21 protein-coding genes are annotated in these 24,455 nt (G+C 67.0%); 8 read left to right on the forward strand and 13 right to left on the reverse strand.

Going from position 1 to position 24,455, the window contains the following annotated elements:
* Positions 1-50: 50 nt before the first annotated feature.
* Positions 51-518, forward strand: coding sequence for a hypothetical protein (locus ACJ4V0_RS08835; protein ID WP_448299204.1), 468 nt, complete (start codon positions 51-53; stop codon positions 516-518).
* 100 nt (positions 519-618) lie between these two features.
* Complete coding sequence (locus tag ACJ4V0_RS08840; RefSeq protein ID WP_448299205.1) at positions 619-2,409, forward strand: glucan ABC transporter ATP-binding protein/ permease; 1,791 nt, start codon at positions 619-621, stop codon at positions 2,407-2,409.
* Between the two features lie 22 nt (positions 2,410-2,431).
* Here the strand turns inward: ACJ4V0_RS08840 and ACJ4V0_RS08845 are convergent, their stop codons facing one another.
* The 4 genes from ACJ4V0_RS08845 to ACJ4V0_RS08860 all read right to left on the reverse strand — a co-directional run bounded on the left by ACJ4V0_RS08845 (position 2,432) and on the right by ACJ4V0_RS08860 (position 6,934).
* Positions 2,432-3,250, reverse strand: coding sequence for a 2-keto-4-pentenoate hydratase (locus ACJ4V0_RS08845; RefSeq protein WP_448299206.1), 819 nt, complete (start codon positions 3,248-3,250; stop codon positions 2,432-2,434).
* A gap of 109 nt (positions 3,251-3,359) precedes the next feature.
* Positions 3,360-4,757 (reverse strand): carboxyl-terminal processing protease CtpA, encoded by a 1,398-nt coding sequence (gene ctpA, locus ACJ4V0_RS08850; protein ID WP_448299207.1) that lies wholly within the window; start codon positions 4,755-4,757, stop codon positions 3,360-3,362.
* Positions 4,754-6,088, reverse strand: a complete 1,335-nt coding sequence (locus tag ACJ4V0_RS08855) for a murein hydrolase activator EnvC family protein (RefSeq protein ID WP_448299208.1) — start codon at positions 6,086-6,088, stop codon at positions 4,754-4,756. The genes ctpA and ACJ4V0_RS08855 overlap by 4 nt, the downstream gene beginning before the upstream one ends.
* A 120-nt stretch (positions 6,089-6,208) precedes the next feature.
* Entirely contained in the window at positions 6,209-6,934 is a 726-nt protein-coding gene (locus tag ACJ4V0_RS08860) for a protein phosphatase CheZ (protein WP_448299209.1), read from the reverse strand.
* 334 nt (positions 6,935-7,268) lie between these two features.
* Here ACJ4V0_RS08860 and ACJ4V0_RS08865 point away from each other — a divergent pair, with 334 nt between their 5' ends.
* Complete coding sequence (locus tag ACJ4V0_RS08865) at positions 7,269-8,051, forward strand: L,D-transpeptidase (RefSeq protein WP_448299210.1); 783 nt, start codon at positions 7,269-7,271, stop codon at positions 8,049-8,051.
* Between the two features lie 138 nt (positions 8,052-8,189).
* Here ACJ4V0_RS08865 and mbfA read toward each other — a convergent pair whose 3' ends face one another.
* Positions 8,190-9,182 (reverse strand): iron exporter MbfA, encoded by a 993-nt coding sequence (mbfA, locus tag ACJ4V0_RS08870; RefSeq protein ID WP_448299211.1) that lies wholly within the window; start codon positions 9,180-9,182, stop codon positions 8,190-8,192.
* A gap of 261 nt (positions 9,183-9,443) precedes the next feature.
* Between mbfA and ACJ4V0_RS08875 the strand changes: the two genes are divergently transcribed.
* The 3 genes from ACJ4V0_RS08875 (at position 9,444) to aptA (ending at position 14,472) form a co-directional block, all read left to right on the forward strand.
* Complete coding sequence (locus ACJ4V0_RS08875) at positions 9,444-12,647, forward strand: type ISP restriction/modification enzyme (RefSeq protein WP_448299212.1); 3,204 nt, start codon at positions 9,444-9,446, stop codon at positions 12,645-12,647.
* Positions 12,648-12,709: 62 nt separating this feature from the next.
* A complete protein-coding gene (locus tag ACJ4V0_RS08880; RefSeq protein WP_448299213.1) occupies positions 12,710-13,000 on the forward strand; it encodes a hypothetical protein in 291 nt (96 codons plus the stop codon).
* 95 nt (positions 13,001-13,095) lie between these two features.
* The gene (aptA, locus tag ACJ4V0_RS08885) at positions 13,096-14,472 is read left to right on the forward strand and encodes an omega-aminotransferase AptA (protein WP_448299214.1); all 1,377 of its coding nucleotides are present in this window, start codon (positions 13,096-13,098) and stop codon (positions 14,470-14,472) included.
* A gap of 95 nt (positions 14,473-14,567) precedes the next feature.
* Here aptA and ACJ4V0_RS08890 read toward each other — a convergent pair whose 3' ends face one another.
* Positions 14,568-15,602 (reverse strand): L-idonate 5-dehydrogenase, encoded by a 1,035-nt coding sequence (locus ACJ4V0_RS08890; protein WP_448299215.1) that lies wholly within the window; start codon positions 15,600-15,602, stop codon positions 14,568-14,570.
* A 150-nt stretch (positions 15,603-15,752) separates the two neighbouring features.
* On the opposite strand from ACJ4V0_RS08890, the gene ACJ4V0_RS08895 reads away from it, so the two are divergent.
* On the forward strand, positions 15,753-16,883 hold the full coding sequence (locus ACJ4V0_RS08895) for an S-(hydroxymethyl)glutathione dehydrogenase/class III alcohol dehydrogenase (RefSeq protein ID WP_448299216.1): 1,131 nt from the start codon (positions 15,753-15,755) through the stop codon (positions 16,881-16,883).
* 86 nt (positions 16,884-16,969) lie between these two features.
* On the opposite strand, the gene ACJ4V0_RS08900 is transcribed toward ACJ4V0_RS08895, so the two are convergent.
* Positions 16,970-17,461, reverse strand: coding sequence for a pyridoxamine 5'-phosphate oxidase family protein (locus ACJ4V0_RS08900; protein ID WP_448299217.1), 492 nt, complete (start codon positions 17,459-17,461; stop codon positions 16,970-16,972).
* Positions 17,462-17,647: 186 nt separating this feature from the next.
* Here ACJ4V0_RS08900 and ACJ4V0_RS08905 point away from each other — a divergent pair, with 186 nt between their 5' ends.
* Entirely contained in the window at positions 17,648-18,370 is a 723-nt protein-coding gene (locus ACJ4V0_RS08905) for a phytanoyl-CoA dioxygenase family protein (RefSeq protein ID WP_448299218.1), read from the forward strand.
* An 18-nt stretch (positions 18,371-18,388) separates the two neighbouring features.
* On the opposite strand, the gene ACJ4V0_RS08910 is transcribed toward ACJ4V0_RS08905, so the two are convergent.
* From ACJ4V0_RS08910 to ACJ4V0_RS08935, 6 genes are all read right to left on the reverse strand, one after another.
* Positions 18,389-19,471, reverse strand: a complete 1,083-nt coding sequence (locus ACJ4V0_RS08910; protein ID WP_448299219.1) for a DUF808 domain-containing protein — start codon at positions 19,469-19,471, stop codon at positions 18,389-18,391.
* Positions 19,472-19,575: 104 nt separating this feature from the next.
* Entirely contained in the window at positions 19,576-20,394 is an 819-nt protein-coding gene (locus ACJ4V0_RS08915; protein ID WP_448299220.1) for a polysaccharide deacetylase family protein, read from the reverse strand.
* 59 nt (positions 20,395-20,453) lie between these two features.
* Positions 20,454-21,209, reverse strand: coding sequence for an SDR family NAD(P)-dependent oxidoreductase (locus tag ACJ4V0_RS08920; protein ID WP_448299221.1), 756 nt, complete (start codon positions 21,207-21,209; stop codon positions 20,454-20,456).
* Positions 21,202-21,978, reverse strand: coding sequence for an SDR family NAD(P)-dependent oxidoreductase (locus ACJ4V0_RS08925; RefSeq protein WP_448299222.1), 777 nt, complete (start codon positions 21,976-21,978; stop codon positions 21,202-21,204). Before ACJ4V0_RS08925 ends, ACJ4V0_RS08920 begins: the two co-directional genes overlap by 8 nt.
* A 251-nt stretch (positions 21,979-22,229) precedes the next feature.
* Positions 22,230-23,006 (reverse strand): IclR family transcriptional regulator, encoded by a 777-nt coding sequence (locus tag ACJ4V0_RS08930; RefSeq protein ID WP_448299223.1) that lies wholly within the window; start codon positions 23,004-23,006, stop codon positions 22,230-22,232.
* A 198-nt stretch (positions 23,007-23,204) separates the two neighbouring features.
* Positions 23,205-24,455, reverse strand: coding sequence for an NAD(P)/FAD-dependent oxidoreductase (locus ACJ4V0_RS08935; RefSeq protein ID WP_448299238.1), 1,251 nt, complete (start codon positions 24,453-24,455; stop codon positions 23,205-23,207).

Below are 24,455 nucleotides of genomic sequence, written 5' to 3' on the forward strand. Positions count from 1 at the left end.
CATCAACGGCCGTCCCAATGACCACAGTGGTTACTCAGCACAATCCAGACATGGATCGCTTCTTGGAAGCCCTTAAGTCTTCCGATGATATCGGTGTCATTATTAGATGTCACTATGAGGCAGAAAGAGCTATTGATTCCGTAATTGCGCACAAGACAAATGACAGATACTTAGTTGATAGGAGCGGATTTCGGTATTTAAGCCAAAAGATTGAGGTATTGCATTTACTCGGGGTCGCAGAAATTTATTTGTCGCCATTCACTATCATGAATAGCCATAGAAATAGATTCGCTCATAGAGGGGACGAGAAAATTTCGAAGGCGGACGTCGATCAGCTAGTCAAGGCGGTCGGAAAGGTAGGTATCAAATGGCGCGAAGACACACCCGTTCGACTCAATCTCTCTGAATCGTTTGAAGGCCGCCTGAAGGATCTACCCCTACGCCAACGATATGTGATCCTGGCGATGGAGGCCACGATGGCGATAGCTACGCAGGGCCAGATAACCATCCGACGTTGACACGTCGCGTGATTGGAGCCAGTTCGAGCAAGCTGCAGGTTTCGTCTGGCAAGTGTGCTTCTGGCGACTCGTCTGTGGTTGATGTTCGCGGGGCCTTCGCATGTCGCTTCTCAGGGTCTACTGGCGCGTCCTCAAGCAGCTCGGCCCGGAAACCCGGCTCGGCATGATCCTGCTCGGCTGCAACATCGTGCTCGCATGCATCATGTTCGCCGAGCCCATCCTGTTCGGCCGGATCATCGACACCCTGTCGGGCGCTCAGGCCCGCGGTCGCATCGTGACCTGGCCCGAGATCCTGCCGCTGGTGCTGGCCTGGGTCATCTTCGGCCTGTTCACCATCGGTGCGGGCGTGCTGGTCGCCCTCCATGCCGACCGCATGTCGCACCGCCGGCGTCTCGCCTTCATGCAGCACTTCTTCGAGCACGTGCTGAATCTGCCGCTCAGCTACCACTCGGGAGCCCATTCCGGCCGCCTGCTCAAGCAGATGCTGGAAGGCTCCAACGCCATGGCCTGGCTGCTGCTCTCCTTCCTGCGCGAGCACTGCGCCTCGCTCATCGCGCTCGTCATCCTGGTGCCGGTGTCGCTCTGGGTGAACTGGCGGCTCGGCAGCCTTCTGGTGGTGATGGTCTTCTTCTTCTTCATCCTGACCAGCTGGGTGCTGCGCAAGACCGAGACGCTCCAGGGCAAAGTCCAGGAATTCCACAATGCCCTTGCCGAACGGGCCACCGACGCCCTCGGCAACGTGCCGGTGATCCAGTCCTTCACCCGCGTCGAGGCCGAGGTGCGCGCCATGCGCGCCACGATCGACGCGCTTCTCGCAGCCCAGATCCCGGTGCTGTCGTGGTGGGCCATCGCGGCGGTCGCCTCGCGCGCCTCGGCGACGCTGACGGTCCTGTCCATCTTCCTCGTCGGCACCTGGCTGCACATCAACGGCCTCGCCACCATCGGCGAGATCGTCACCTTCATGGGCTTCGCCACCATGCTGATCGGCAAGCTCGAGGCCCTCGTCGGCTTCATCAACTCGGTTTTCCTCGAGGGGCCGAAGATCAAGGACTTCTTCGACGTGGTCGACACCGCGCCGCAGGTGCACGACCGTCCCGGCGCCCTCGACATCGGCCGGGTGACCGGCACGGTGGCCTTCGACAACGTCTCCTTCTCCTATGACGGCAAGCGCGCCGCCGTGGCCGACCTCACCTTCGTCGCCAATCCCGGCGATACCATCGCCCTCGTCGGCTCCACCGGTTCGGGCAAGTCGACGACCCTGTCGCTGCTGCACCGGGTCTTCGACCCGCAGTCGGGCCGCGTCCTCATCGACGGCCACGACATCCGCGACATCGCGCTCGTCTCGCTCCGCCGCAACATCGGCGTCGTGTTCCAGGAGCCGATGCTGTTTGCCCGCACCATCAAGGAGAACCTCCAGGTGGGCCGGCCGGAGGCGACCGACGAGGAGATCTGGCAGGCCTGCGAGCGGGCCCAGGCGATGGACTTCCTGAAGCGCCAGCCGGACGGGCTCGACACCGAGGTGGCCGAGCGCGGCCGCTCGCTCTCCGGCGGCGAGAGGCAGCGCCTCTCCATCGCGCGCGCGCTTTTGAAGGACCCGCCCATCCTCATCCTCGACGAGGCCACCTCCGCCCTCGACGCCACGACCGAGCAGAAGCTGCAGCTTGCGCTGGAGGAGGTGATGAAGGGCCGCACCACCTTCGTCATCGCCCATCGCCTCGCCACCATCCGCCATGCGACGCGCATCCTCGTCTTCGACCAGGGACGCGTCATCGAGAGCGGCAACTTCGAGGAGCTGGTGGCGCTGGGTGGCACCTTCGCCGACCTGGCCAAGGCGCAGTTCATGACCGGCACCGAGGGCGCGCCGGTGCCGAAGCCGCTGGTGGCGACCTGAGACTGGCTTCCGCCGCCGGACGTCAGGCGAAGGTCAGCCGCATCGGTGCGACGTCGATCCCCTCGACCTCGGTCGACCAGGTCTCGCCGGCCGCGATCGGAAAGGCCCGCGTCACGGTGCCCGTCGTGATGATCTCGCCGGCCTGGATGGGGCTCGCCTGCGGATCGGCGGCGAGCACGCCGGCCAGATGCTTCACCGCCGAGAGCGGGCCGTCGAGCACATTGGCCGCGATGCCGCGGTCGAGCCTCTCGCCATTGCGGAAGATGGTGATGGCAAAGCCCGTGAGCGCCGTCATCCATCGCTCCGGGTCGCCGTCGACCGCCGTGCGCGGCCCGCAGACGAGCGCGCCGTGCAGACCAAAGGCGGCCTGGCAGTCCGCCCCCTGGAACTTCCAGCCGGGAAACAGAGACTGGACGATCTCGAAGCCATGGGCGACCCAGCCGACGCTGGCAAGGATGGCGCGCTCGTCCATGCCGGCGGTCACCGGCGCACGGAAGCCGAGGATAATCTCCGGCTCGATCCGCGGCTCGACGAGATGGGCGATGTCGACGGTCGCCGCACCCTCCACGTCGCGGAAGGTCGTGTCATAGACGGGACCCCAGATCGGGGAATAGACGCCGTACTCCTCCCAGATGGTCCGGTTGGTGAAGCCTATCTTGCGTCCGATGATCGTCTCGCCGGCTGATGCCCGCCGCCGCGCCACCTCGTGACCGACCTTCTCGGCGTCGGCCATGGCGAAAGTCGGCTCCAGCGCCGTCAGCGGCGCGATTTGGCGCCCTGCGCGATAGGCCGAAAGCACCTCGTCGGCGAACAGGCGGGTCTGCGGGGAGCACAGGGACATCGGAAGGCCTTCGATACGGGTCGACGCCAGCTTACAGGACCCGACCCCTCACGAAAAAGGCCCCCCGGCTCTTCGCCGGAGGGCCCTGATGGGGCAGATCTTTCCGACCTCAGCGCGACGGCGTGGCCGGCGCCGGAGCAGCCGGCGTGGCGGGAGCAGGCGTCGCCGGTGCGGCGGCGGCACGCTGGCTCGGCGGGAAGGCAGGATCCGTCGCCGTGCCGCGCAGCAGTTCGAGGGCCCGGCCGATCTGGACGTCGTCCTTCTGCTCGCGCGGCACATAGACCGCGGAGGCCGGACGCTCCTCGTTGCTCTCGGTCGCGTTGTTGCGCAGATGTCCGCGCAGGCCGGCCTCGCCGCGATTTTCCTGCGGCCGCGCAGCAGCGCGCAGCTCCTCGGGAACCGGCTGCTCGAGCACGATGTCGGGGTCGATGCCGCGGGCCTGGATGGAGCGGCCCGACGGCGTGTAGTAGCGCGCCGTGGTGAGCCGCAGCGCGCCCTGGCTGCCGAGCGGGATAATGGTCTGCACCGAGCCCTTGCCGAAGGAACGCGTGCCGAGGACGGTGGCGCGCTTGTGGTCCTGCAGCGCGCCGGCGACGATCTCCGAGGCCGAGGCCGACCCGCCATTGATCAGCACGATGATCGGCTTGCCGGCGGTAAGGTCGCCGCCGCGGGCGTTCCAGCGCTGCGTCTCCTCGGCGTTGCGGCCGCGGGTCGAGACGATCTCGCCGCGCTCCAGCATGGTGGCGGAGACCGACACCGACTGGTCGAGCAAACCACCCGGATTGTTGCGCATGTCGACGATGTAGCCGCGCAGCTTGTCGGCCGGGACCTTGGACTTGATGTCCTCGATAGCCTTGCGGAGGTTGTCGGTCGTCTGCTCGTTAAACTGGGTGATGCGGACATAGCCGACGTCGTCGAGCACCTGGTGGCGCACGGCGCGGATGACGATGCGGTCGCGGACGATCTCGATGTCGCGCGGCTGCGCGCCGGTGCGGGTGACGCGCACCGTGATCTTCGACCCCACCGGGCCGCGCATCTTCTCCACCGCCTGCTGCAGGGTCAGGCCCTGGATAGGCTCGTTGTCGATGTGGGTGATGATGTCATTGGCGAGGATGCCGGCCTTGGCGGCGGGCGTGTCGTCGATCGGCGATACGACCTTGATCAGACCCTCTTCCTGGGTGACCTCGATGCCGAGGCCGCCGAACTCGCCGCGGGTCTGCACCTGCATGTCGCGGAAGTTGCGCGCGTCCATGAAGCTCGAATGCGGATCGAGCCCGGTCAGCATGCCGTTGATCGCCGTCTCGATCAGCTTGGCGTCGTCCGGCTTCTCGACATAGTCGGTCCGCACCCGCTCGAAGATGTCCCCGAACAGGTTGATGTGCCGGTAGGTGTCGGACGCCGCGGCATTGGCGTTCATCCCCAGGATGGCCCGGGGCTGCGTGACCGCAACGGTCGCCAGCGCGCCCATGGCGGCTCCGGCAAGGAGGATCGAAGCTCTGCGCATCATCCGCGAACCCTTTCAGTGGCCTGCACGCCTGGTGTCCGCGAGGTCCACCATGGCGCCGGGTCGACACTCGACCCGTCTTTCCGAAACTCGACGTAGAGAACGGGCTGGGAGGAGCCCGTCGTCACCGCGGAGGCTGGCGGCGGGGCATGGCCCATCACACCGACCGGCTCGCCCGCCAGCACGAACTGACCAAGATCGACCGTGATCCTGTCCATTCCGGCAAGGACCAGATGATACCCGCCCCCGGCGTTCAGGATCAAGAGTTGCCCGTAGGTCCGGAACGGGCCTGAATAGACCACCCAGCCGTCGGCAGGTGCCGTTACGGAAGCGCCGGGCCGCGTGGCCACGGAGAGGCCGCGCTCGATTCCGCCCAGACCGTCCGGATCGCCGAATTCCCGCAGGCGAACCCCCAGAACCGGCAGGGAAAGCGCGCCGCGGGCCTGTTCGAAGGGTACGGCTGGCGTCATCCGGGCCGCATTCTGGAGCGCGGCCATCTGCTGGCGGCGGTCGAGGACCGCCGATCCGCGCGCCACCGTGGTGGTCCGGGCGGCCTCGGCGGCGCGGTGCGCGGCCGCGATCTCGGTTTCCATGCGGCCTATCAAATGTTCGAGATCGCCAGCCTGCCGGGCAAGGCCCGCCGCGCGCGCCTTCTCGGCCTCCAGCACACGCTCGTTCTCGGCCACCTGCTGCCGCCGGGCTTCGGCCAGCGCATCGAGACGCACGCGCTCGTCGCGCAGCGCCACGGCCCCGCGCCGGAGCTGCTCCGCCTCGCCGGCGATGCGGCTGCGCAGGGTGGACAGCTCCTCGAGGTCGCGCGCCAACACGCCCACCGCCTCGCGCATCTCCGGAACCAGCGTGCCGAGCAGCATCGCCGTCCTGACGCTCTTCAGCACGTCGTCCGGGCCGACCAGCATGGCCGGCGGCGGTCGGCGGCCCATGCGCTGCAGCGACGCGAGAACCTGGCCGATCAGTTCGCGGCGCTCATGCAGCGATTCCCTCAGCGCCTGCTGCCGGCCGTCGAGGCCTTGCAGGTTGCGTTCGATCTCGACCATCCGTTCCTCGCCGGCCCGCACCTTCGCGGCGGTCTCGATGGCGGAGCGCACCAGCGCAGCGCGGTCGTTGCGCATGCCGGCGATCTCCGCGGCGATGCGCCCGCTCTCGGCGCGGTTGCGGGCGATGTCGGCCTGGATGGCGTCGAGTTCGCGCTGGCGCTCGCGGCGTTCGGCCTCGGCGCGCTCGGCCGGGGTCGCCGGCTCGGACCGCACGGCGCCGGGAAGGCCGGCAATGGCCAGCACGAGAGCTGCGGCGAGGAGACGGTGGCGGGAGTGCATCGAGCCCGAATCACTGGGAGCGGACGGAAAGACCGATGCTACATGGCCGGCAGGGCGGGCGGAATCGCGGCGCCGCTCCGGCCGTTCCAAGGCGCCGGACAAGCCGGCGTGATCGTCGCCTCAGTTGAACAGGGCGTCGATGTCGTCCTGGCTCGCATGGCCGGCGTCCTCGGCGAGCTTGGGACCGTTCAGCAGCGCGGCATCGCCGGAGACCTCGGCGATGACCTCCACCTCGATGTCCTTGAAGCTCTCGAGGCCGCCCCAGATCTCCATCATCTTGACGATGCGGTCCTCGATGAACTTCAGCGTGTTCACCACCTTGGTGATGCGCTGGCCGGTGAGGTCCTGGAAATTACAGTGCTCGAAGACCGTCACGATCTTCTGCTGGATGTCGTCGACGGCGGCCTTGTCCTGGGTGCTCTTCAGCTTGGCGGAAAGCTGGCTGGCGATATGGTCGATGGCCTCCGCCGCGCTCAGGATGCCCTCGGTCGCCTGCTCGGTGCCCGAGACGATGGCGTCGAGCTCGTGCGTGACCCGCGTCATCTGCTTGCCCTTGAAGCCGGTGACGTGGAGCGTGGCGATCTCGTGCTTCGTCTGGTCGATGGCCTGCCAGATCTGGTCGAGCTCGGCCTTGAGCTTCATCGCCTCCTGCATCTCGGCGCGATAGGCGTCGATCATCTGCTTCGTCACCTCCTCCGCCGGGCGGATGAGGGCGCGCAACTGCTTCAGCTCCGACAGGATCTCGTGATGGCCATGGCCGTTGGCACCCGCCGATCCGGCGTGGGAGGCCATCGCCTCCGGCTGCGAGATGGTTTCGATGCGGAAAGCTCGTTTGGTGGCGCGCATGGACGTTCCGGGCAGGACTTGCCTCCGGCCAATATGGTCCGGACGTGGGTCGAGCTTCGGCGGAGACGGTTAAGGAGCGGTTCCGAAACAGCCGCCGATTGGTGCCCAGGCACCGGAAAGTTCGGTAAGGCTAACAATCCCTTGATGCGCGACAGGGCGGCCCGCCGGCCATTCACCGGCGCTTAACCGTAAACGAAACGTCTCCGCCCCGGCGCCGCCAAAACGGCCCCCGGCCGGGCCGACGTTTACCATTCCCTTGCCTCTGCCGCCGTTTCATCAGGGCAGAAGACGGGGCTGCCTGCCCGGTCGACGTGTGTGTTCCCTGAGTCCGTCGATGTCTCGTTCCCGTATCGCGGCCGCGCTGGCGGCCGGCTGCCTTCTGGTGGCCCTCACCGAAACCGCCTCCGCCCAGATCGCCGGCGCGCGCCGCAGCGAGCTTGGCGGCGGCTTCATCGAGTTCCTTTACAATGGGGGCCAGCAGGCCGGGCCCATCGCCGGCGCCCGCCGCGAGGGAGCGCCGCCGCGCGCGGCGACCGTTCCGCAGGGTCCGTCGCCGGCGGCCCATCTGCGCGCCAGCTACCAGCCGGCTCCCGGCCTCGAGCCGGTGCGCCCGCTCACCGCCCGGCCTGCCGAGGACTACCAGACCCCGCGCGTCACGCGTCCGCGCGGCGTCGACCCGCGTTTCCTGCCGCAGCAGGTCAGCTACCAGACCAGCCACCGTCCCGGCACGGTCATCATCAACACCGCAGAGCGGCACCTCTATCTCGTGCAGGCCGGCGGCACGGCCATGCGCTACGGCGTCGGCATCGGCCGCCCCGGCTTCGGCTGGACCGGCACCAAGACCATCACCCGCAAGTCCGAGTGGCCGGACTGGCGCCCGCCGGCGCAGATGCTGCGCCGCCGCCCCGACCTGCCGCGCTTCATGGCCGGCGGTCCCGCCAACCCGCTCGGCGCGCGCGCCCTCTATCTCGGCTCCTCGCTCTATCGCATCCACGGCTCCAACGAGCCCTGGACCATCGGACAGGCGGTCTCCTCCGGCTGCTTCCGCATGCGCAACGAGGACGTCATCGACCTCTACAGCCGCGTGCGCGTCGGAACGCGGGTGGTGGTGATGTGAGCTTCGCCGCGGTGCCCCCGGGCGCCGCGGCTGTCCTTGCGGCGGGAAAGCGCAACAGCGCCCCGCCGCGGCGCTCGATACGAGCGGACAGGAGGGGCCGCTCCGTCGCAGGACGGGGCGGCCTTTCGTTTCCGGACGCTAGGCGCCGCCGATCAGGATGCCCGCCGCCAGCACCAGCCCGCCGCCGAGCACGATCTGGAACGTCGCCCTGAGGAAGGGCGTCTCCATGTAGCGGTTCTGGATCCAGACGATGGCCCAGAGCTCGACGAAGACCACGGCGAAAGCGATGACCGTGGCGGTCCAGAAGTCGGGGATGAGATAGGGCAGCGCGTGGCCGAGGCCGCCGATGGTGGTCATCACGCCGGAGGCGATGCCGCGCTTCAGCGGCGAGCCGCGCCCCGACACCTTGCCGTCGTCATGGGCGGCTTCCGTGAAGCCCATGGAGATGCCGGCGCCGATGGAGGCCGACAGGCCCACGAGGAACGTCGTCCAGGGGTTCTGAGTGGCGAAGGCGGTGGCGAAGATCGGCGCCAGCGTCGACACCGAACCGTCCATCAGGCCGGCGAGGCCCGGCTGCACCCAGGTCAGCACGAACTGGCGGTGGGCGGCGGCATCCTCCTCGCCGCGTCCCTCCTCGGTGAGGTGCTCGGCGGCGAGCGCATTGGCCTCCCGCTCGTGGCCGGCCTCGGCTGCGGCGAGATCGCCGAGCAGCTTGCGCGTGTCGGCATCGGTCGCCCGGGCGGCGGCGGCGATGTAGAAGGCGCCCGCCTGCCGCTCCATGTCGGCGGCCTCCTCGCGGACGCGGTCGAGCCCGAGGTTCTCGATGAGCCATATGGGGTTGCGGGCGATGTAGCCGGCCACATGCTCGCGCCGGATCGGGATGATGAAGTCGCCGAAGCGGCGCTGATAGGCCTCGATCAGCCGGCGCCGGTGCTCGTCCTCGGTGGCCGCCATGCCCTCGAACACCGCCGCCGAGCGCGGAAAGGTCCTGGCGAGCTTGCCGGCATAGGCCCGGTAGATCTGCGCATCCTCCTCCTCGGAGGAAATGGCGAGGGCGAGGATTTCCTGCTCGCTGAGATCGTCGAAGCGGCGCTTGCTGCCGAAACCGGCAAGGGAGAAGCGGCTGAGCATGGCGATGCCTTGATTAGAATTGTTCTAGACTGATGAATAGTCGCTGGACCTGCGGAACGCAAGCAGCCTTACCGGCGGACGGCTGATAGCCCCTTGCCGCGGCGAGCGGACGAAGGCCGAGGTCGGCGCGCCGAATGACATCGCGGCGGGTCTCCCCATCACGACTTCAAGCTGCAACCAACGCGGACTCCGCAAACCGGATGCAAACGAGACTTGCAACCTCCTCAGCACGCCTGTTTTATCCGCCCGGGATGGAGCGCCATGGACAATCGATTTGACCGATATCTCGTCACTCTCGCGGCGAGCTACCGCGACGGAGGCACGGAACATAGTGGCCGTGCCGCGCTGGAGGCTTTGCTGAACGCTTTTGCGGCTGATGCGGCTGCCGCGGGGATCGCCATTCAGCACGAACCGCGCCGCGAGGCCGAAAGGGGCGCGCCCGACTTCAAGGTCAAGGCGAAGGGGATGATCCTCGGCTATGTCGAGGTCAAGGAAATCGGCGCCAATCTCGACAAGGTCCTGAAGTCTGACCAGATCAAGCGCTACCGCAGCCTGTCCGACAACATCGTTGTCACCGACTATCTCCAGTTCATCCGGATCGACGCCGAGGGCAAGGTGCTGGGCCGGGCGCAGCTGGCCTATGCCTCCGATCTCGAAAGCCGCACGATCCGCGTCAATCCCGATCAGGCGAAAGAGGTGGCCGTCCTCCTCTCAGCCTTCTTCTCATCACCACCGCAGGGGTTGGAGCGTGCCCAGCAACTGGCCCTGGCGCTCGCCACCCGATCCAAGTTGCTGCGGGATTTCCTCGCGACGGAACTGACGCGCCAGACCAAGGAACACAAGGAAGGTCGTCTTCACGGCCTCTACGACGTGTTCCGCGAGCAGGTGTTTCACGAGCTGACAGTCAAGGAATTCGCCGACGCCTTCGCCCAGATGCTCGCTTATGGCCTCTTCCTCGCCAAGCTCAATGCCGGCGAGCGCGACGTCGTCCAGCTCGACAATGTCCGCCGTTTCATCCCCGGCTCGTTCCGGCTAATCCGCGAACTCGTCCGCTTCCTGGAGGAGATGCAGGAGGCGGACTATGACGAGGCGCGCTGGGTGGTCGACGAGATTCTGTCGATCATCAATGGCCTCGCCATCGAGGCGGTCCGCAGCGACCTGTCGTTCCGTCAGCGCAAGGCGATCGGCCGCAAGGTGAAAGCCGGGGACGAGGAGGAACATCGTCTCTTCGAGCGCGATCCCTTCATCTATTTCTACGAGGATTTCCTCAAGGCCTACGACAAGGACACGCGCAAGAGCCGCGGAGTCTATTACACGCCGCCGCCGGTGGTGAATTTCATCGTTCGCGCCGTCGACGACATCCTCAAGGATACGTTCGGTATCCGCGATGGCCTCGCCGACCACAGCAAGGTGACCGTTCTCGACTTCGCCGCCGGCACCGGCACCTTCCTGCTCGAGGTCATGGAACGCATCTTCGCCAATATCGGCGGCGCCGAGGCCGGCAAGGCCGACGCCGTCGTCCGCGAACACATGCTGAAGAACCTCTACGGCTTCGAATATCTCATTGCGCCCTACACCATCGCCCACCTGAAGCTGTCGCAATACCTCAAGGACAAGGACCACGGGCTCGCCGATGACGAGCGACTGCAGATCTATCTGACCAACACGCTGGAACCGGTCGAACCGCAGAGAAACGCCCTGCTGCCCCAGCTTGCCGCGGAGGTCGAGGCCGCCCAGCAGGTCAAGGACAAGCCGATCCTCGTCATTCTCGGTAACCCGCCCTATTCCGGTCACTCGAAGAACAAGGGCAAATGGATCACGGCACAGATCAAAGGCTATCGCCAGACGATCGAGCGCATCGAGACGGGGCGCGGCGAAGATGGCCAGCCCATCTTTGCGGACAAGGAAAAGCCGCTCGGCGAACGCAACCCGAAATGGCTCAACGACGACTACGTCAAGTTCATGCGCTTTGCCCAGCTCAAGATGGATGCGGTCGAGGAAGGAATCGTCGGCATCATCACCAACCATTCGTGGCTCGACAATCCGACCTTCCGAGGCATGCGGCAGAGCCTGATGCGCAGCTTCGACCAGATTCACATTCTCGACCTGCACGGCAGCACAAAGCCGAAGGAGACGGTGCCGGAGGGCCTCGACAACGACAACGTCTTCGACATCCAGAAGGGCGTCGCCATCGCCATCTTCGTCAAGAAGCGCAATGCCCCGAAGGGCGTCTGGCACATGGACCTCTGGGGAACGCGGATTCAGAAATATGAATACTGCGCCAACACGGCGTTCCGTTCCGTCGTCTGGACGCAGCCGCAGATAGTCGCGCCCTACTACACCATGGCCCCGATCGACTGGACGGGGTGGGATGAGTATGGCGGCTGGTGGCCCATCGCCGATAGCCTGAACCCGCCGGAGGACAAGAGGCAGATTTTCAAGGTCAACGTGCTCGGCTTTCAGACTCACCGCGACGACTTCGCTGTCGCGTTTAATCGAGCTGAAATTCAAGAACGTGTAGATGTGTTGATTGGCCCAGATCAGGACGACGAGGCCAGACAGAGGTTCAATTTGAAGGACACCGCCGATTGGAAATTGGAGGATGCGCGATCTTCGCTGAGGGAGCGAATGTGCCCAACAGACCCAATAGTTACTTGTCTCTATAGGCCTTTCGACAGCAGGACCTGCTTCCTTGGGGAAGAGTTTATGGACCGCCCGCGACGTGAACTGATCGATCACGTGAGGAATCGTTCAAACTTGTCGATCCTCGTATCCCGCCAGATTGGTACGCGAAATTGGCGGCACTCCCTTGTGGCCGACGCGCCGGCGAATGACTGCGCCATTTCGGACGCCTCAAGCGAAGCCAACTATGTCTGCCCTGCGTACCTTTTCGACGCGGATGGGAACGCCAGCGAAAACCTCGCGGCCGGTTTCCGAAGCTATCTCGACACTCGCTACGACCAACTGTACTCCCCTGAGGAAATCATTGGCTACATCTACGCCATCCTGCACGCGCCGACCTACCGGCGGCGCTATGCGGAGTTCCTGCGCATGGATTTCCCGCGCATTCCCTTCGCAACAGCGGCAGAGGACTTCGAGGCACTCTCAACTCTTGGCTGGGCCCTCGTGGAGGCCCACCTGATGCGCAATCTGCCGGCAGCCGGCCTCGGCCAGCTTGTCGGCCGCGGCAACAACGTCGTCGATGACGTGCACTGGTCGAAGGATGAACGGCGGATCCACATCAACGCGACCCAAGGGTTCGCACCGGTGCCGGAGCAGGTGTGGTCCTTCCACGTCGGCGGCTATCAGGTGCTCGACAAGTACTTGAAATCGCGGCGGGGTCGCACGCTGTCGCTGGACGAGATCACCCATATCGGCCGTATCGCCCATGCTCTCGCCTTCACCGTCACCCAGATGGCCGCCATCGACACCGCCTATCTCCGGGCTTTTCCCGAGCGGGGATAAGTCGCCAGGCCTCTCGCAAGGCCAGCCGTGTTGGGCCATCCTGTTGATGATTCGAGGCAGGCATGGCACAACAGGCGCAACCCGATCTCTTCGGCACCGACGACTCGCAGGGCGACCTGTTCGGGGCGGCCGCTGGCGAGCCGCAATGGCAGCCGGACCCGGAGAAAGTCCGCCGCAGGCTGGAGCGCATCCTGGCCGAGGCGCGGGCTGCCGAGACCATGCCCTGGGACTGGTCGAAGCAGAGCCTCTACCGCATCATCTTCCCCCAGATGGCGGGGCTTCTGCCCAAGGACGAGGCTGAGCAGTACTGCTTCCAGTTCGAGCAGGAGTGGGAGCGTCTTCAGGCCGCCTGACCTCCCCCGCATCCCTCCCCTTCGCGTCCCCGGCTTGCTCCTTGTCCGCCTGTTGGTATGGTCGTTCTTTCACCCGCCCCTTCCGGAGAACTTCCATGTCCAAGACGAGCGCGCTGCGTGTGGTCGGCGACGACGCCACCAACACCGCCATCCCGAACGATCTCCAGGCCTTCTGGATGCCGTTCACGGCCAACCGCTCGTTCAAGGCCCGCCCGCGCATGGTGGCGCGCGCCAAGGGGCTCTACTACTACACCCCCGAGGGCAAGCAGATCCTCGACGGCACCGCGGGCCTGTGGTGCTCCAGCGCCGGCCACTCCCGCGAGCCGATCGTCGAGGCGATCCAGAAGCAGGCGGCCGAGCTCGACTTCGCGCCGTCCTTCCAGTTCGGCCATCCCAAGGCCTTCGAGCTGGCGAGCCGCATCGCGGCGCTGGCCCCGAACGACCTCGACCACGTGTTCTTCTGCAACTCCGGTTCGGAGGCCGCCGACACCGCGCTGAAGATGGCGATCGCCTACTGGAACGCCCGCGGCAAGGCCTCCAAGACCCGCCTCATCGGCCGCGAGCGCGGCTATCACGGCGTCGGCTTCGGCGGCATCACGGTTGGCGGCATCGTCTCCAACCGCAAGGTCTTCGGCACGCTGCTGGCCGGCGCCGACCACCTGCCGCACACCTACAACCGCGAGAAGCAGGCCTTCTCGAAGGGCGAGCCGGAGTGGGGCGCCCATCTCGCCGACGAGCTGGAGCGCATCGTCGCCCTGCATGACGCCTCCACCATCGCCGCCGTCATGGTCGAGCCGATGGCCGGCTCCACCGGCGTTCTGCCGGCGCCGCAGGGCTATCTGAAGCGCCTGCGCGAGCTCTGCGACAAGCACGACATCCTCCTGATCTTCGACGAGGTCATCACCGGCTTCGGCCGCCTCGGCGCGCCCTTCGCCGCCGAGCGCTACGGCGTCACGCCGGACCTGATGACCTTTGCCAAGGGCGTCACCAACGCCGCGGCTCCGATGGGCGGCGTCATCGCCCGCAAGCACGTGCACGACGCCTTCATGACCGGCCCGGAGCACATGGTGGAGCTGTTCCACGGCTACACCTACTCGGCGCACCCGCTGGCCTGCGCCGCCGGCCTCGCCACCCTCGACCTCTACCGCGACGAGGGCCTGTTCGAGCGCGCCAAGATGCTGGAGCCCATCTGGGCCGACGCCATCTTCGGAAAGCTCAAGGGCAAGGCCGGCGTGCTCGACATCCGCCAGGTCGGCCTCACCGCCGCCATCGACATCGAGAGCTGGAAGGACGCGCCGGGCAAGCGCGCCTTCGTCGCCATGGACAAGGCCTTCCACGACGAGGGCATGATGATCCGCACCGCCGGCGACTGCCTCGTCGTCACGCCGCCCTTCATCGTCACCGAGGACGACATCGGCATGATCGCCGACAAGCTGTCGAACGTCATCGACGCGACGGTCAATCCGTCCTGAGGCGGCGCGCATTGCTGTCGGAAGGCCCGGCCTCAGCGCCGGGCCTTTTGCTTTGGTGGGGCATGCGCCGTGGCTTGTCGTCCTTGCCGTGCCCCTCACCCGAAGGCGATCTGCACCTTCATTGCCTTCGACCGGTCGGAGGCGAGGTGGAAGGCCTCGACCGCCTGTTCCATCGGCAGGGTGGCGGTGAGCAGTGGGCGCACGTCGATCCGCCGCTCGCCGATCATCGACACGGCGGTGGCGAATTCCTCGTGGAAGCGGAAGGTGCCGCGCAGTTCGAACTCCTTGGCGACCAGCACGGAGATGGGCAGCGTGAAGTTGCCGCCGGTGCCGACCTGCACGATGACCGCGCCCGGCCGGAGCGCCGCAAAGGCCCCGGTCAGCGCCTTCATGTTACCCGAGGCCTCGAACAGCACGTCGAAGGTGCCCTTGTCGGCCTCATAGGGCTTCAGGGCCTCGGGATCGGCCGCGGTGTTGAGCGTCGTTGCGACCCCCATCCCCCTCACCACGGCGAGCGTCGCATCGGCCACGTCGGTGGCGACGACCTCTGCCGCTCCCGCCGCCCGCGCCGCAAGAACGCACAGCGCGCCGATGGGTCCGCAGCCGGTGACGAGCACGCGCTTGCCGAGCAGCGGGCCGGCGCGCCGCGCCGCATGCAGGCAGACCGCCAGCGGCTCGCAGAAGGCCGCCTCGCCGAGGCTGACCCCATCGGCGACCTTGTGCGCCTGCACCGCGTCGCAGACCAGCACCTCGCGGAATGCCCCCTGGATGTGGGGAAAAGGCATGGCCGAGCCATAGAAGCGCATGTTGAGGCAGTGGTTCTGCTTGCCTTCGAGGCAGTAGCGGCATTGGCCGCAGGGGCGCGACGGGCTGACCGCGACCCGGTCGCCCGGCTTCACCGAGGCGACGGCGGCGCCGATGCGCTCCACCGTGCCGGCGATCTCGTGGCCGAGGATCATCGGCTCCTTCAGCCTCACCGCGCCGAAGCCGCCATTGTGGAAGTAGTGCAGGTCCGAGCCGCAGATGCCGCCGGCGCCGATCCGCACGGCGATCTCGGCCGGCCCGAGCGGCGCGACCTCGCGCTCCTCCAGCCGGAGGTCGTGGGGAGCGTGGATGACGAGCGCCTTCATGGCGGTTTCCTCAAGCTGTTCTTGTCTGGCGACCCTAGCATCGTCAACGACGAGGGAAAGCGCAGGGGGCGATGGGGAGCGCCGCCCTCATTGCCCCGTCATCCTTGCCATGGTGTCATCGCGCCGAATCGACATTTCCGGAGAAGCCTCATGAAATCGCGTGCCGCCGTCGCCTGGGAGGCCAACAAGCCGCTCACCATCGAGACCATCGACATCGAGGGGCCGAGGGCCGGCGAGGTGCTCGTCGAGATCATGGCGACCGGCGTCTGCCATACCGACGCCTACACGCTGTCGGGCCTCGATTCGGAGGGCAAGTTCCCGGCCATCCTCGGCCACGAGGGCGCGGGCATCGTCCGCGAGATCGGCGCCGGCGTCACCTCGGTGAAGGTCGGCGACCACGTCATTCCGCTCTACACGCCGGAATGCCGCGCCTGCAAAACCTGCCTCTCGCAGCGCTCCAACCTCTGCACCGCCATCCGCGGCACGCAGGGTCAGGGCCTGATGCCCGACGCGACCTCGCGCTTTTCCTGCGAGCCGGTCGGCGGCCGCGGCCGCAATGAGGTGTTCCACTACATGGGCTGCTCGACCTTCTCGAACTTCACGGTGCTGCCGGAAATCGCCGTCGCCAAGGTCCGCGAGGACGCCCCCTTCGACAAGATCTGCTACATCGGCTGCGGCGTCACCACCGGCATCGGCGCGGTGATCTACACCGCCAAGGTCTGGCCCGGCGCCAACGTCGTGGTCTTCGGCCTCGGCGGCATCGGCCTCAATGTCATCCAGGGCGCCCGCATGGTTGGCGCCGACAAGATCATCGGCGTCGATCTCAACCCGGCCAAGGTCGAGATGGCGAAGAAGTTCGGCATGACGCATTTCGTCAATCCAGACGAGGTCGGCCGCGACAAGGTGGTTCAGGCCATCGTCGACCTGACGGGGGGCGGCGCCGACTTCTCCTTCGAGTGCATCGGCAACACCACGACGATGCGTCAGGCGCTGGAATGCTGCCATCGCGGCTGGGGCGAGAGCATCATCATCGGCGTCGCGCCCTCGGGCACCGAGATTTCCACCCGCCCGTTCCAGCTCGTCACCGGCCGCGTCTGGAAGGGCTCGGCCTTCGGCGGCGCCAGGGGCCGCACCGACGTGCCGAAGATCGTCGACTGGTACATGGACGGCAAGATCGACATCGACAGCCTGATCACCCACACCATGCCGCTCGACGAGATCAACACCGCCTTCGACCTCATGCACGAGGGCAAGTCGATCCGCTCGGTCGTGGTCTTCTGACGCGCATGGTCTTATGACGCGAGGGGCGCGGCGGCCTTCGACCGCATCGCCCCTCGTCCGGCCGGGCTGGTCGCCGGCCGGCGCGACTATCGCAGCGCGACCTTGGCGACCTTGTCCGCGTAGTCCGCCTTGGGGTCGGCGCCGAGCATGATCTTGAGCCCGGCCCAGAGGCTCGAGGCATTCTCCCAGATCTCCGCCTTTTCCGGGTCGAAGCGGAGAAGCGTCAGCTTCGGATCGTCCTTGCCCTCCTCGTACCAGGCGGCGACGAAGCGGTTCCACAGCCGGTCGATCATGTCGCGGTCGTTGTCGACCGCGAATGTGCCGTGGACGCAGGCGAAGAGGTCGTGCGACTTCGAGGCGAAGCTGATCGAACCCTTGCGCGCCAAACCGTCCAGACCCTCGACGATGTCGGTGTCCTTCGCCGTGAAGAACCAGATCGGCCCGTGATCGCCGTCACCGTCCAGCTGGGCCGTCAGGGGGCGCATGTGACCGTCCTCGGCGGCAAGTCCGGCCATGACCGTCATGTCGGAGCGAAGGTGGCTCCAGAACGAGTGCGTGAGTTCTGCCGGGGTCGGCATGGCGGCTCTCCGAGTTTGATCCTTGTCGGGAGCCAACGCACCCGCCGGAAAATCGGTTCCGCCGCTGGTCTCGCCGCCGCGGACCATCACGCGGCTGCAGCATTCTCCCTTCAGCATGTGTTCATGTTCACGGCGCTGTCCTGCGACAGTACGCCGCAGCAGGACAGCGCCGGACCGGAGGCCAGAATGGACGACCGCGATTACGTGAAACTGAAACCCGAACTCATGGGCTTCCGTTTTGTGGGAACCGTTCCGCAGGAGGCGCGCCCTCTCCTCACGCGCGCCTACGAGGACCTGAAGGCGTCCATGGGTCCCCGCTGGGACGAGCAGATCGCCGAGAAGGAGATCTGCTGGATGAACATCTGGCAGGAGGATGAGGAGGGCGATTCCATGGAGCTCTCCGACAAGGTCCTCGCGAAGGAGTTGCACGACTGGTGCCTGAAGGCTTCCGCCGAGTTCGCCGAAAAGGGCGCGATCATGGACGGCTACGGGTTCGTGGTGAACCCGATCGGCTCGAAGCAGCAGGCCTGGCACGTGGACTACACCACCGATGCCGCCGCCATCTGGATCCCGCTCACTCAGTTCACCGACAGGAACGCGACGCAGTTCATCACCCTGCCGGAGACGACGCCGGACGATGCGCTGGAGACGGTGGCCTCGAACGTCGATGCCGTCGATGTCGATGCGCTCGCCCGCAGCGTCGACCATTTCGAGGTGCACCAGATCGTCGCCAAGCCCATGTCGGTGCTCTACATGGGCCGCGGCACCATTCACCGCGGCATCTCGAACAGCGGCGACGACAACCGCATCTCCTTCTACATCTCGCTGCACTTCATCCGGGACTACGCGGTCTATCCTTATTATGCCGACGAGCGATCCGAGAAGGCGGTCGTCAACTTCAACGACTGACGCCGGGCGGGATCGGGCTTAATGGGCGGCGGTCGTTCCGCCGTCCGCGCCGTGCGCGTTGCCGCGACCGAGGATCGGGTCCACCGCGAAGTGCATGACGAGGAAGACGAGGCCGCCGATGGCGAGCCCGACGAGGCCGGAGCCCGTCGCCGTCACCACCCATTCCACTGCGCCGTGCAGGGCAGGTGTCACCGCAGCCACTACCACCGCGACCGCGTGGATCGCGTGCTCGATCCCGGCCCAGCCGCAGCCCGCGAGGCCATGGACGAAGATGCCGCCGCCGACCCACAGCATGGCGAGGGTCCCGACCAGGCTGAGGGTCTTCAGGAAATGCGGCATGCCGCGCACGAGGCCGCGGCCGAGGCCCTGCGTCAGCGGGCTCACCGCGCGGTCGACGGCCGTGGGGCCGTTCATCTCGAGCCCGGTCGGCCGGCCGCGCAGCACGATGCCGAGCCCCGTCACGGGACGGTGGCTCTGTGCCAGAGCGAGACCAACATCGTCGGCCTTCACGATCAGCGCCACCGCGCCATAGACGAGGATCGTGATGCCGATGCCGACGACGGCGAGCACGAGAGCCTGCGTCCAGATCGAGGTCGCGGTGATGGTCGACAGGGCAATCGCCATGATCTCGGCCGACAGGATGAAATCGGTCCGGATGGCGCCGCCGACGCGTTCGGCCTCCAGCGCCGCAGCCGCGGCAGGCGATCCGTCGCCGGCGCTGACGTCCACCTCGGCCTCGCCGTGCGGCACGACCATCTCCAGCACCTTCTCGAAGCCCTCGTAGCAGAGATAGGCCCCGCCGATCATCAGCAGCGGTGTGATCGCCCAGGGCGCGAAGGTTTTCAGGAGGAGGGCGGCCGGCAGCAGGAACAGCAGCTTGTTCTTCAGCGAGCCGATGGCGATCTTGCCGACGATGGGCAGTTCGCGCGCGGCGGCGAAGCCGACGGCGTAGCGCGGCGTGACCGCAGCGTCGTCGATCACGATGCCGGCCGCCTTGGCGCCGGCCTTGGCGGCCTGGCCGGCGGCATCGTCGAGCGTCACAGCCGCGACCTTGGTCAGGGCCACGATGTCGTCCAGCAGCGCGATCAGGCCGGTGCTCACGTCATGCCTCCTTCGGGGCCAAGTCCCGCAAGGGGCCACGCCGGCCGGCAGAAGACAAGTCGCCTTGTCGCTGCCCGCCGTCGCGCTATCGGACCCCGCGCGCCTCAGCCCTGCTCGTACTCCTTCGACCAGGCTTCGGCCACCTCGGCGCCGGTGGCGAACCAGACGCCCGGGAAGGTGCGGATGAAGGCGATCAACTCGCGGATCAGGGCGATGCGGCTCGGCCGGCCGCCCACCTGCGGGTGGAAGATCATGTCGAACAGGCCGCCCCACTTGTAGATCTCTCGGAACTCTTCCTTGTAGACGCTCAGCATGTGCTCGTTGGTGAAGATCGGCCGCGGCGTCTTCACGGAGAACAGCGCGAAGGGCGCATCGTCCAGCGACCAGTGCCAGGGCAGCTCGATGACCCCCGGCGAGCCGTCCGGCATCACGTGGCGGTAGGGGTTGATGTCGTCCATCAGCGAGGAATCGTAGAGGAAATTGTGCTGCTTCAGGAGCTTGAACAGGCCTTCCGACACCTCGCCCGCCGGCGACCGGTAACCCTTCGGGACCACGCCGACCGTGCGCTTCAGCGCCTCGAGGCCCTTCTCCATCTCCTCCACTTCCGCCTGCGGATCATCGCTCACCCACTTGTGGGAGTAGGAATGGTGGGCGACCTCGTGGCCATCCTTGAGGATCATCTCGACGCGGTCGGTGTGGTTCTCGGCGGTCCAGCCGGGCACGAAGAACGTCGACTTCACGCCCTCCTCGCGCAGCGTGTCGAGGATCTTCGGAACGCCCACCTTGGCGCCGTAGCGCCCCTGGCTCAGCACGCCGGGGCGGCGGACATTTTCCGGATCGCGCGAGGTCCACAGGGTCTCGGCGTCGAAGTCGAAAGTCAGCATCACGGCGCAGCGCGCACCGTTCGGCCATCTGACGCTCATGTCGTGCATCGTCTCGTCTCCTTGTGTCAGGCGGAGGTCCGGCAGGACCCTGCCACGTCTCAAACCTTGCCGTGCCGCGCCGCGAGGAAACCGCCATCCACCGGCAGCACTGCGCCGGTCACGAAGGCCGCATCCTCCGACGCGAGGAAGGCGACCGGCCCGGCGATGTCGGCCGGCGTGCCCATGCGCTCCACCGGCGTGCCCTCGACGATGAGGCGGGTGTAGAGCGCGTTCTGGCGATGGCCGGTCGTCATCGGCGTTTCGATGAGACCGGGCGCCACAGCGTTGACGAGGATGCCCTCGGGGGCGAGTTCACCGGCAAGCTGGCGCGTGAACTGCGCGACGCCCGCCTTGGCCACCGCATAGGCCGTGGTGCCGGGATAGCCGGTGATGCCGAAGATCGAGGAGATGTTGACAATGCGCCCGCCGGGCCGCGGCAGGTGCGGGACGATGGCCCGGGTGACGCGCAGGACGGCGGCGAGATTGGTCTCGAGGAAGCGGTCGATCAGCGCATCGTCGCTCTCCATCAGCCGTTTCGATCCGCCGATCCCGGCATTGTTGACGAGGATGTCGATGCGGCCGAAGGCGTCCAGCGCCGCGCGGGCGATGGTCTCGCCGGCATCGCGGTCCGTGACGTTCTTCACGAGGAAGGGCTGGCCGAGCCGGGCGGCGGTCGCTTCCACCTCGGGGATCAGATCGACCAGCAGGACCTTCGCGCCATCGGCAACAAAACGCCCGGCGATGCCCTCGCCGATGCCGCGTGCGGCCCCCGTGACGATGGCGACCTTGCCGGCGAAGCGTGTCGGATCAGGCAAGGCGCCCTCCATCGACGGGCAGGGCATGGCCGGTGACGTAGGAGGCGTCGTCGCTGAGCAGATAGAGCACCCCGGCCGCCACCTCCTCCGGCTGGCCGAAGCGGTTCATCGGGTGCTTGGCCTTCTGGAAGGCCTCGCGCTCGGCGCGGGCGACGGGGTCGGCGATCGCCGCCATCCCCTGGCGGTGCATGGGGGAATCGATGGTGCCTGGGCAGACGCAGTTGACGCGGATGTTCTCGGTTGCATGGTTGAGGGCGAGGCTCTTGGTCAGCAGCGTCACCGCGCCCTTGGAGGCCGAGTAGATGGAATAGACCGGCGAGCCCTGCAGGCCGGCGGTGGAGGAGAAAAGCACCACCGAGCCGCGACCGATCTCCCGCATCTGCGGAATGAAGTACTTCGCCGCAAGCCACGAGCCCTTCACGTTGATGTCGAAGACGAGGTCGAACTCCTCCTCCTCGGCATCGATGGCGCCCTTCGAGGGACCGATGATGCCGGCCGCTGCGACCAGCAGTTCGACCGGCCCGAGCTTCTCACGCGCCGTATCGGCGGCGCGCTTCACGTCGGCGGCGGAGGACACATTGCCCACCACCGTGACCGATCCCGGACAGAGCGCCTGCGTCGCGGCGAGGCCGGCCGCATCGCGGTCGAACAGCAGAAGCCGGGCGCCCTCGCTGGCGAGGCGCGCCGCCGTGGCGCGGCCCAGCGCGCCCGCCGCACCGGTCACGGCCGCCACGCGGCCCGCGAAACGTCCGGATTCCGGGTCGACCATGGGCACCTCGCATCCTGTCTCGGGGCAGCAGACGGAACCGCCGTCGCCGCCGCCCCCACGCCGATCGTCGGCGGAAGCCGACAAGCATTCTCGTATCGATGTTCGATACGGCTATATCGATCAGATTGAACGGGTCACCGCCCCCTGTCACCCCGTGATTTGACGGAACCGCATGTTGCAGCCTCATGGGTGGCCTGACGTGGATGCAGACCCATGGCAAAGGTGCCGTCGCGGCGCGGCCGCCGGTGACGTCAGCCGCTCACGGCGCGGGCGGCCTCGATCGCCAGCGGGGCGAAGCGGCGGCGGAAGTCCTCGACCGACCATTCGCTGAGCGATCCCGCGATGTGCACGGCCCCGATCGGGCGACGCTGGCCGTCGAGCACCGCGGCGGCGAGGACCACTTCCCCCTGGAGTGCTTCCTCGACGCCGTGGCAATAGCCGTCGCTGCGGGCCTCGCGGACCTTCTCCCAGATCTCCGCGAGCTCGGTCCGCGACTTCGGTGTCAGGGGGCGTCGGTCGGACCGCGCCAGGATGTCGTCGACCACCTCATCTGCGAGGTGAGCCATGCAGGCGCGTCCCCCGGATGACAGGAAGGTCGGGATCCGGCGTCCCGGCAGCGTCGCATAGAAGGTCTCGCGCTTGCTCTGCAGGCGGATGGCGTAGATCGTCGTCGTGTCGTCGAACAGGCTGAGATCGACGCGCTCCCCGGCAATCTTCCGGAGGTCGGTGAGGACGGGCGTCGCCCGCTCGATCAGCGGATTGGACCTCAGATAGTCGAAGGAGCGGTCGAGAAGCCGCCGCCCGAGGGTCAGCCCGCCGCTGTCGGCGCGCTCCAGATAGCCACGCGCCAGCAGGGTCTGGCCGATGCGCTGCGCGGCGCTCTTGTTGACCCCGGTCGCGGCCGCGATCTCACCCAGCGATTTCGGCCGCGGGTTGCGGGCGAAGGCTTCGAGCACATCCAGCGCCCGCGCCACCGATTGCAGGAACAGACGCTCGTCGACGGCGGATACGCCGGTGTTTTTTGTCATGGCCTGCCGTCAGCGCGAGCCTCAACGGCTCTCCCCCAAGGGTGCGGCCTTTTCGCTCCGGCATTTTAGTGCCAGACGCTGGCCGCCCCGTGATTCAACCTTGGGTTCAAAGCTATGCGCGGGGGCACGCGCCACGCAACACGGCCGTATCGTTTTCCAATTCCGATTCACCGAAAGTCGTAGGCCCGCGGACAGGCGTCAGGCCGCCCGTGCGCCCGAAAGCGCCTTGAGATCATGGCCGGCCGAATCCGCTTCCGCCCGCGTCACCGGCTCGGCTCGCGCGAGGATGCGGCGGGCGAGCATGTTGTCGGCCGGACGGTTGACCGATTCGATGCCGATCAGGCGGCCCTGCCGGAAAGCGAGCAGGGAGAACCGCGCCTCGTCGCGCGAACCGATCTCGACCTGATCGTCGAAGCCGGCGGTGAGGCCCGCCATCTGCAGCTTGAGGTCTCCCTGGTCGGACCAGAACCACGGCACCGCGCGGTAGGGCTGCGGCTTATCGGCGAGGCGCGCAGCCACGACCCGGCCCTGGTCGATGGCGTTCTGCACGGATTCGAGACGCACGCGGCCGCCGGCAAAGGGATTGGGATGATTGGCGCAATCGCCGATGGCCGAAATGGCGGGGTCGGCCGTCAGCAGAATGTCGTCGACCACCACGCCATTGTCGACGGCAAGGCCCGCTTCGGCGGCGATCTCGCCGTTGGCGATCCCGCCGATGCCGACGAGGACGAGCTGCGCCGGAATGACCTCGCCGGTTGCCAGCCTCACGCCCGACACCTTCCCCGTCTCGCCCGCGATGCCGTCCAGGGAAACGCCGCACTGGAGCTGCACGCCGGCGATCTCATGCCGCTCGCGGAAGAAGGCGGAAATGGCGGGCGTCACGGCGCGCGCCATCGGCCTGTCGGCGGCCTCGAAGACATGGACGCGCTTGCCGCGTTTCGCCGCCACCGCCGCGAATTCGAGGCCGATGAACCCGGCGCCTATCACCGCCACCTCCTTCGCGGCTTCAAGGCGACCGCCGAGGTCGCGGGCGTCGGCGAGCGTGCGCAGATAGGCGACACCGTCGAGTTCGGCGCCCGCCCCGGTCCACCGCCTCACACGCGAGCCCGTGGCGATGACGAGATGGCCGTAGCCGCAGGAGACTCCGTCCGCCAGAACCAGCCGATGTGCCGGGCGATCGATGCGCACCGCGGCGACGCCGGTGGCGAGGCGGATGTCCAGCTTGTCGAGCATGGCCTGCGGCCTGAGGACAAGGGCATCCTCGGCCATGGTCCCGAGCATGAAGGCCTTGGACAGCGGCGGCCGCTGGTAGGGCAGGACGGGCTCGTCGCCGATCATCTGGATCGTGCCCGAATACCCCTCCTCGCGCAGCGACAGGGCGGCCTGGAGCCCGGCCTGCCCGGCTCCGAGTATGACGACGTCGGTGTGGTCTGCGATGGGGTGGGTCAT

This window comes from Phreatobacter aquiterrae (genome assembly GCF_053471285.1).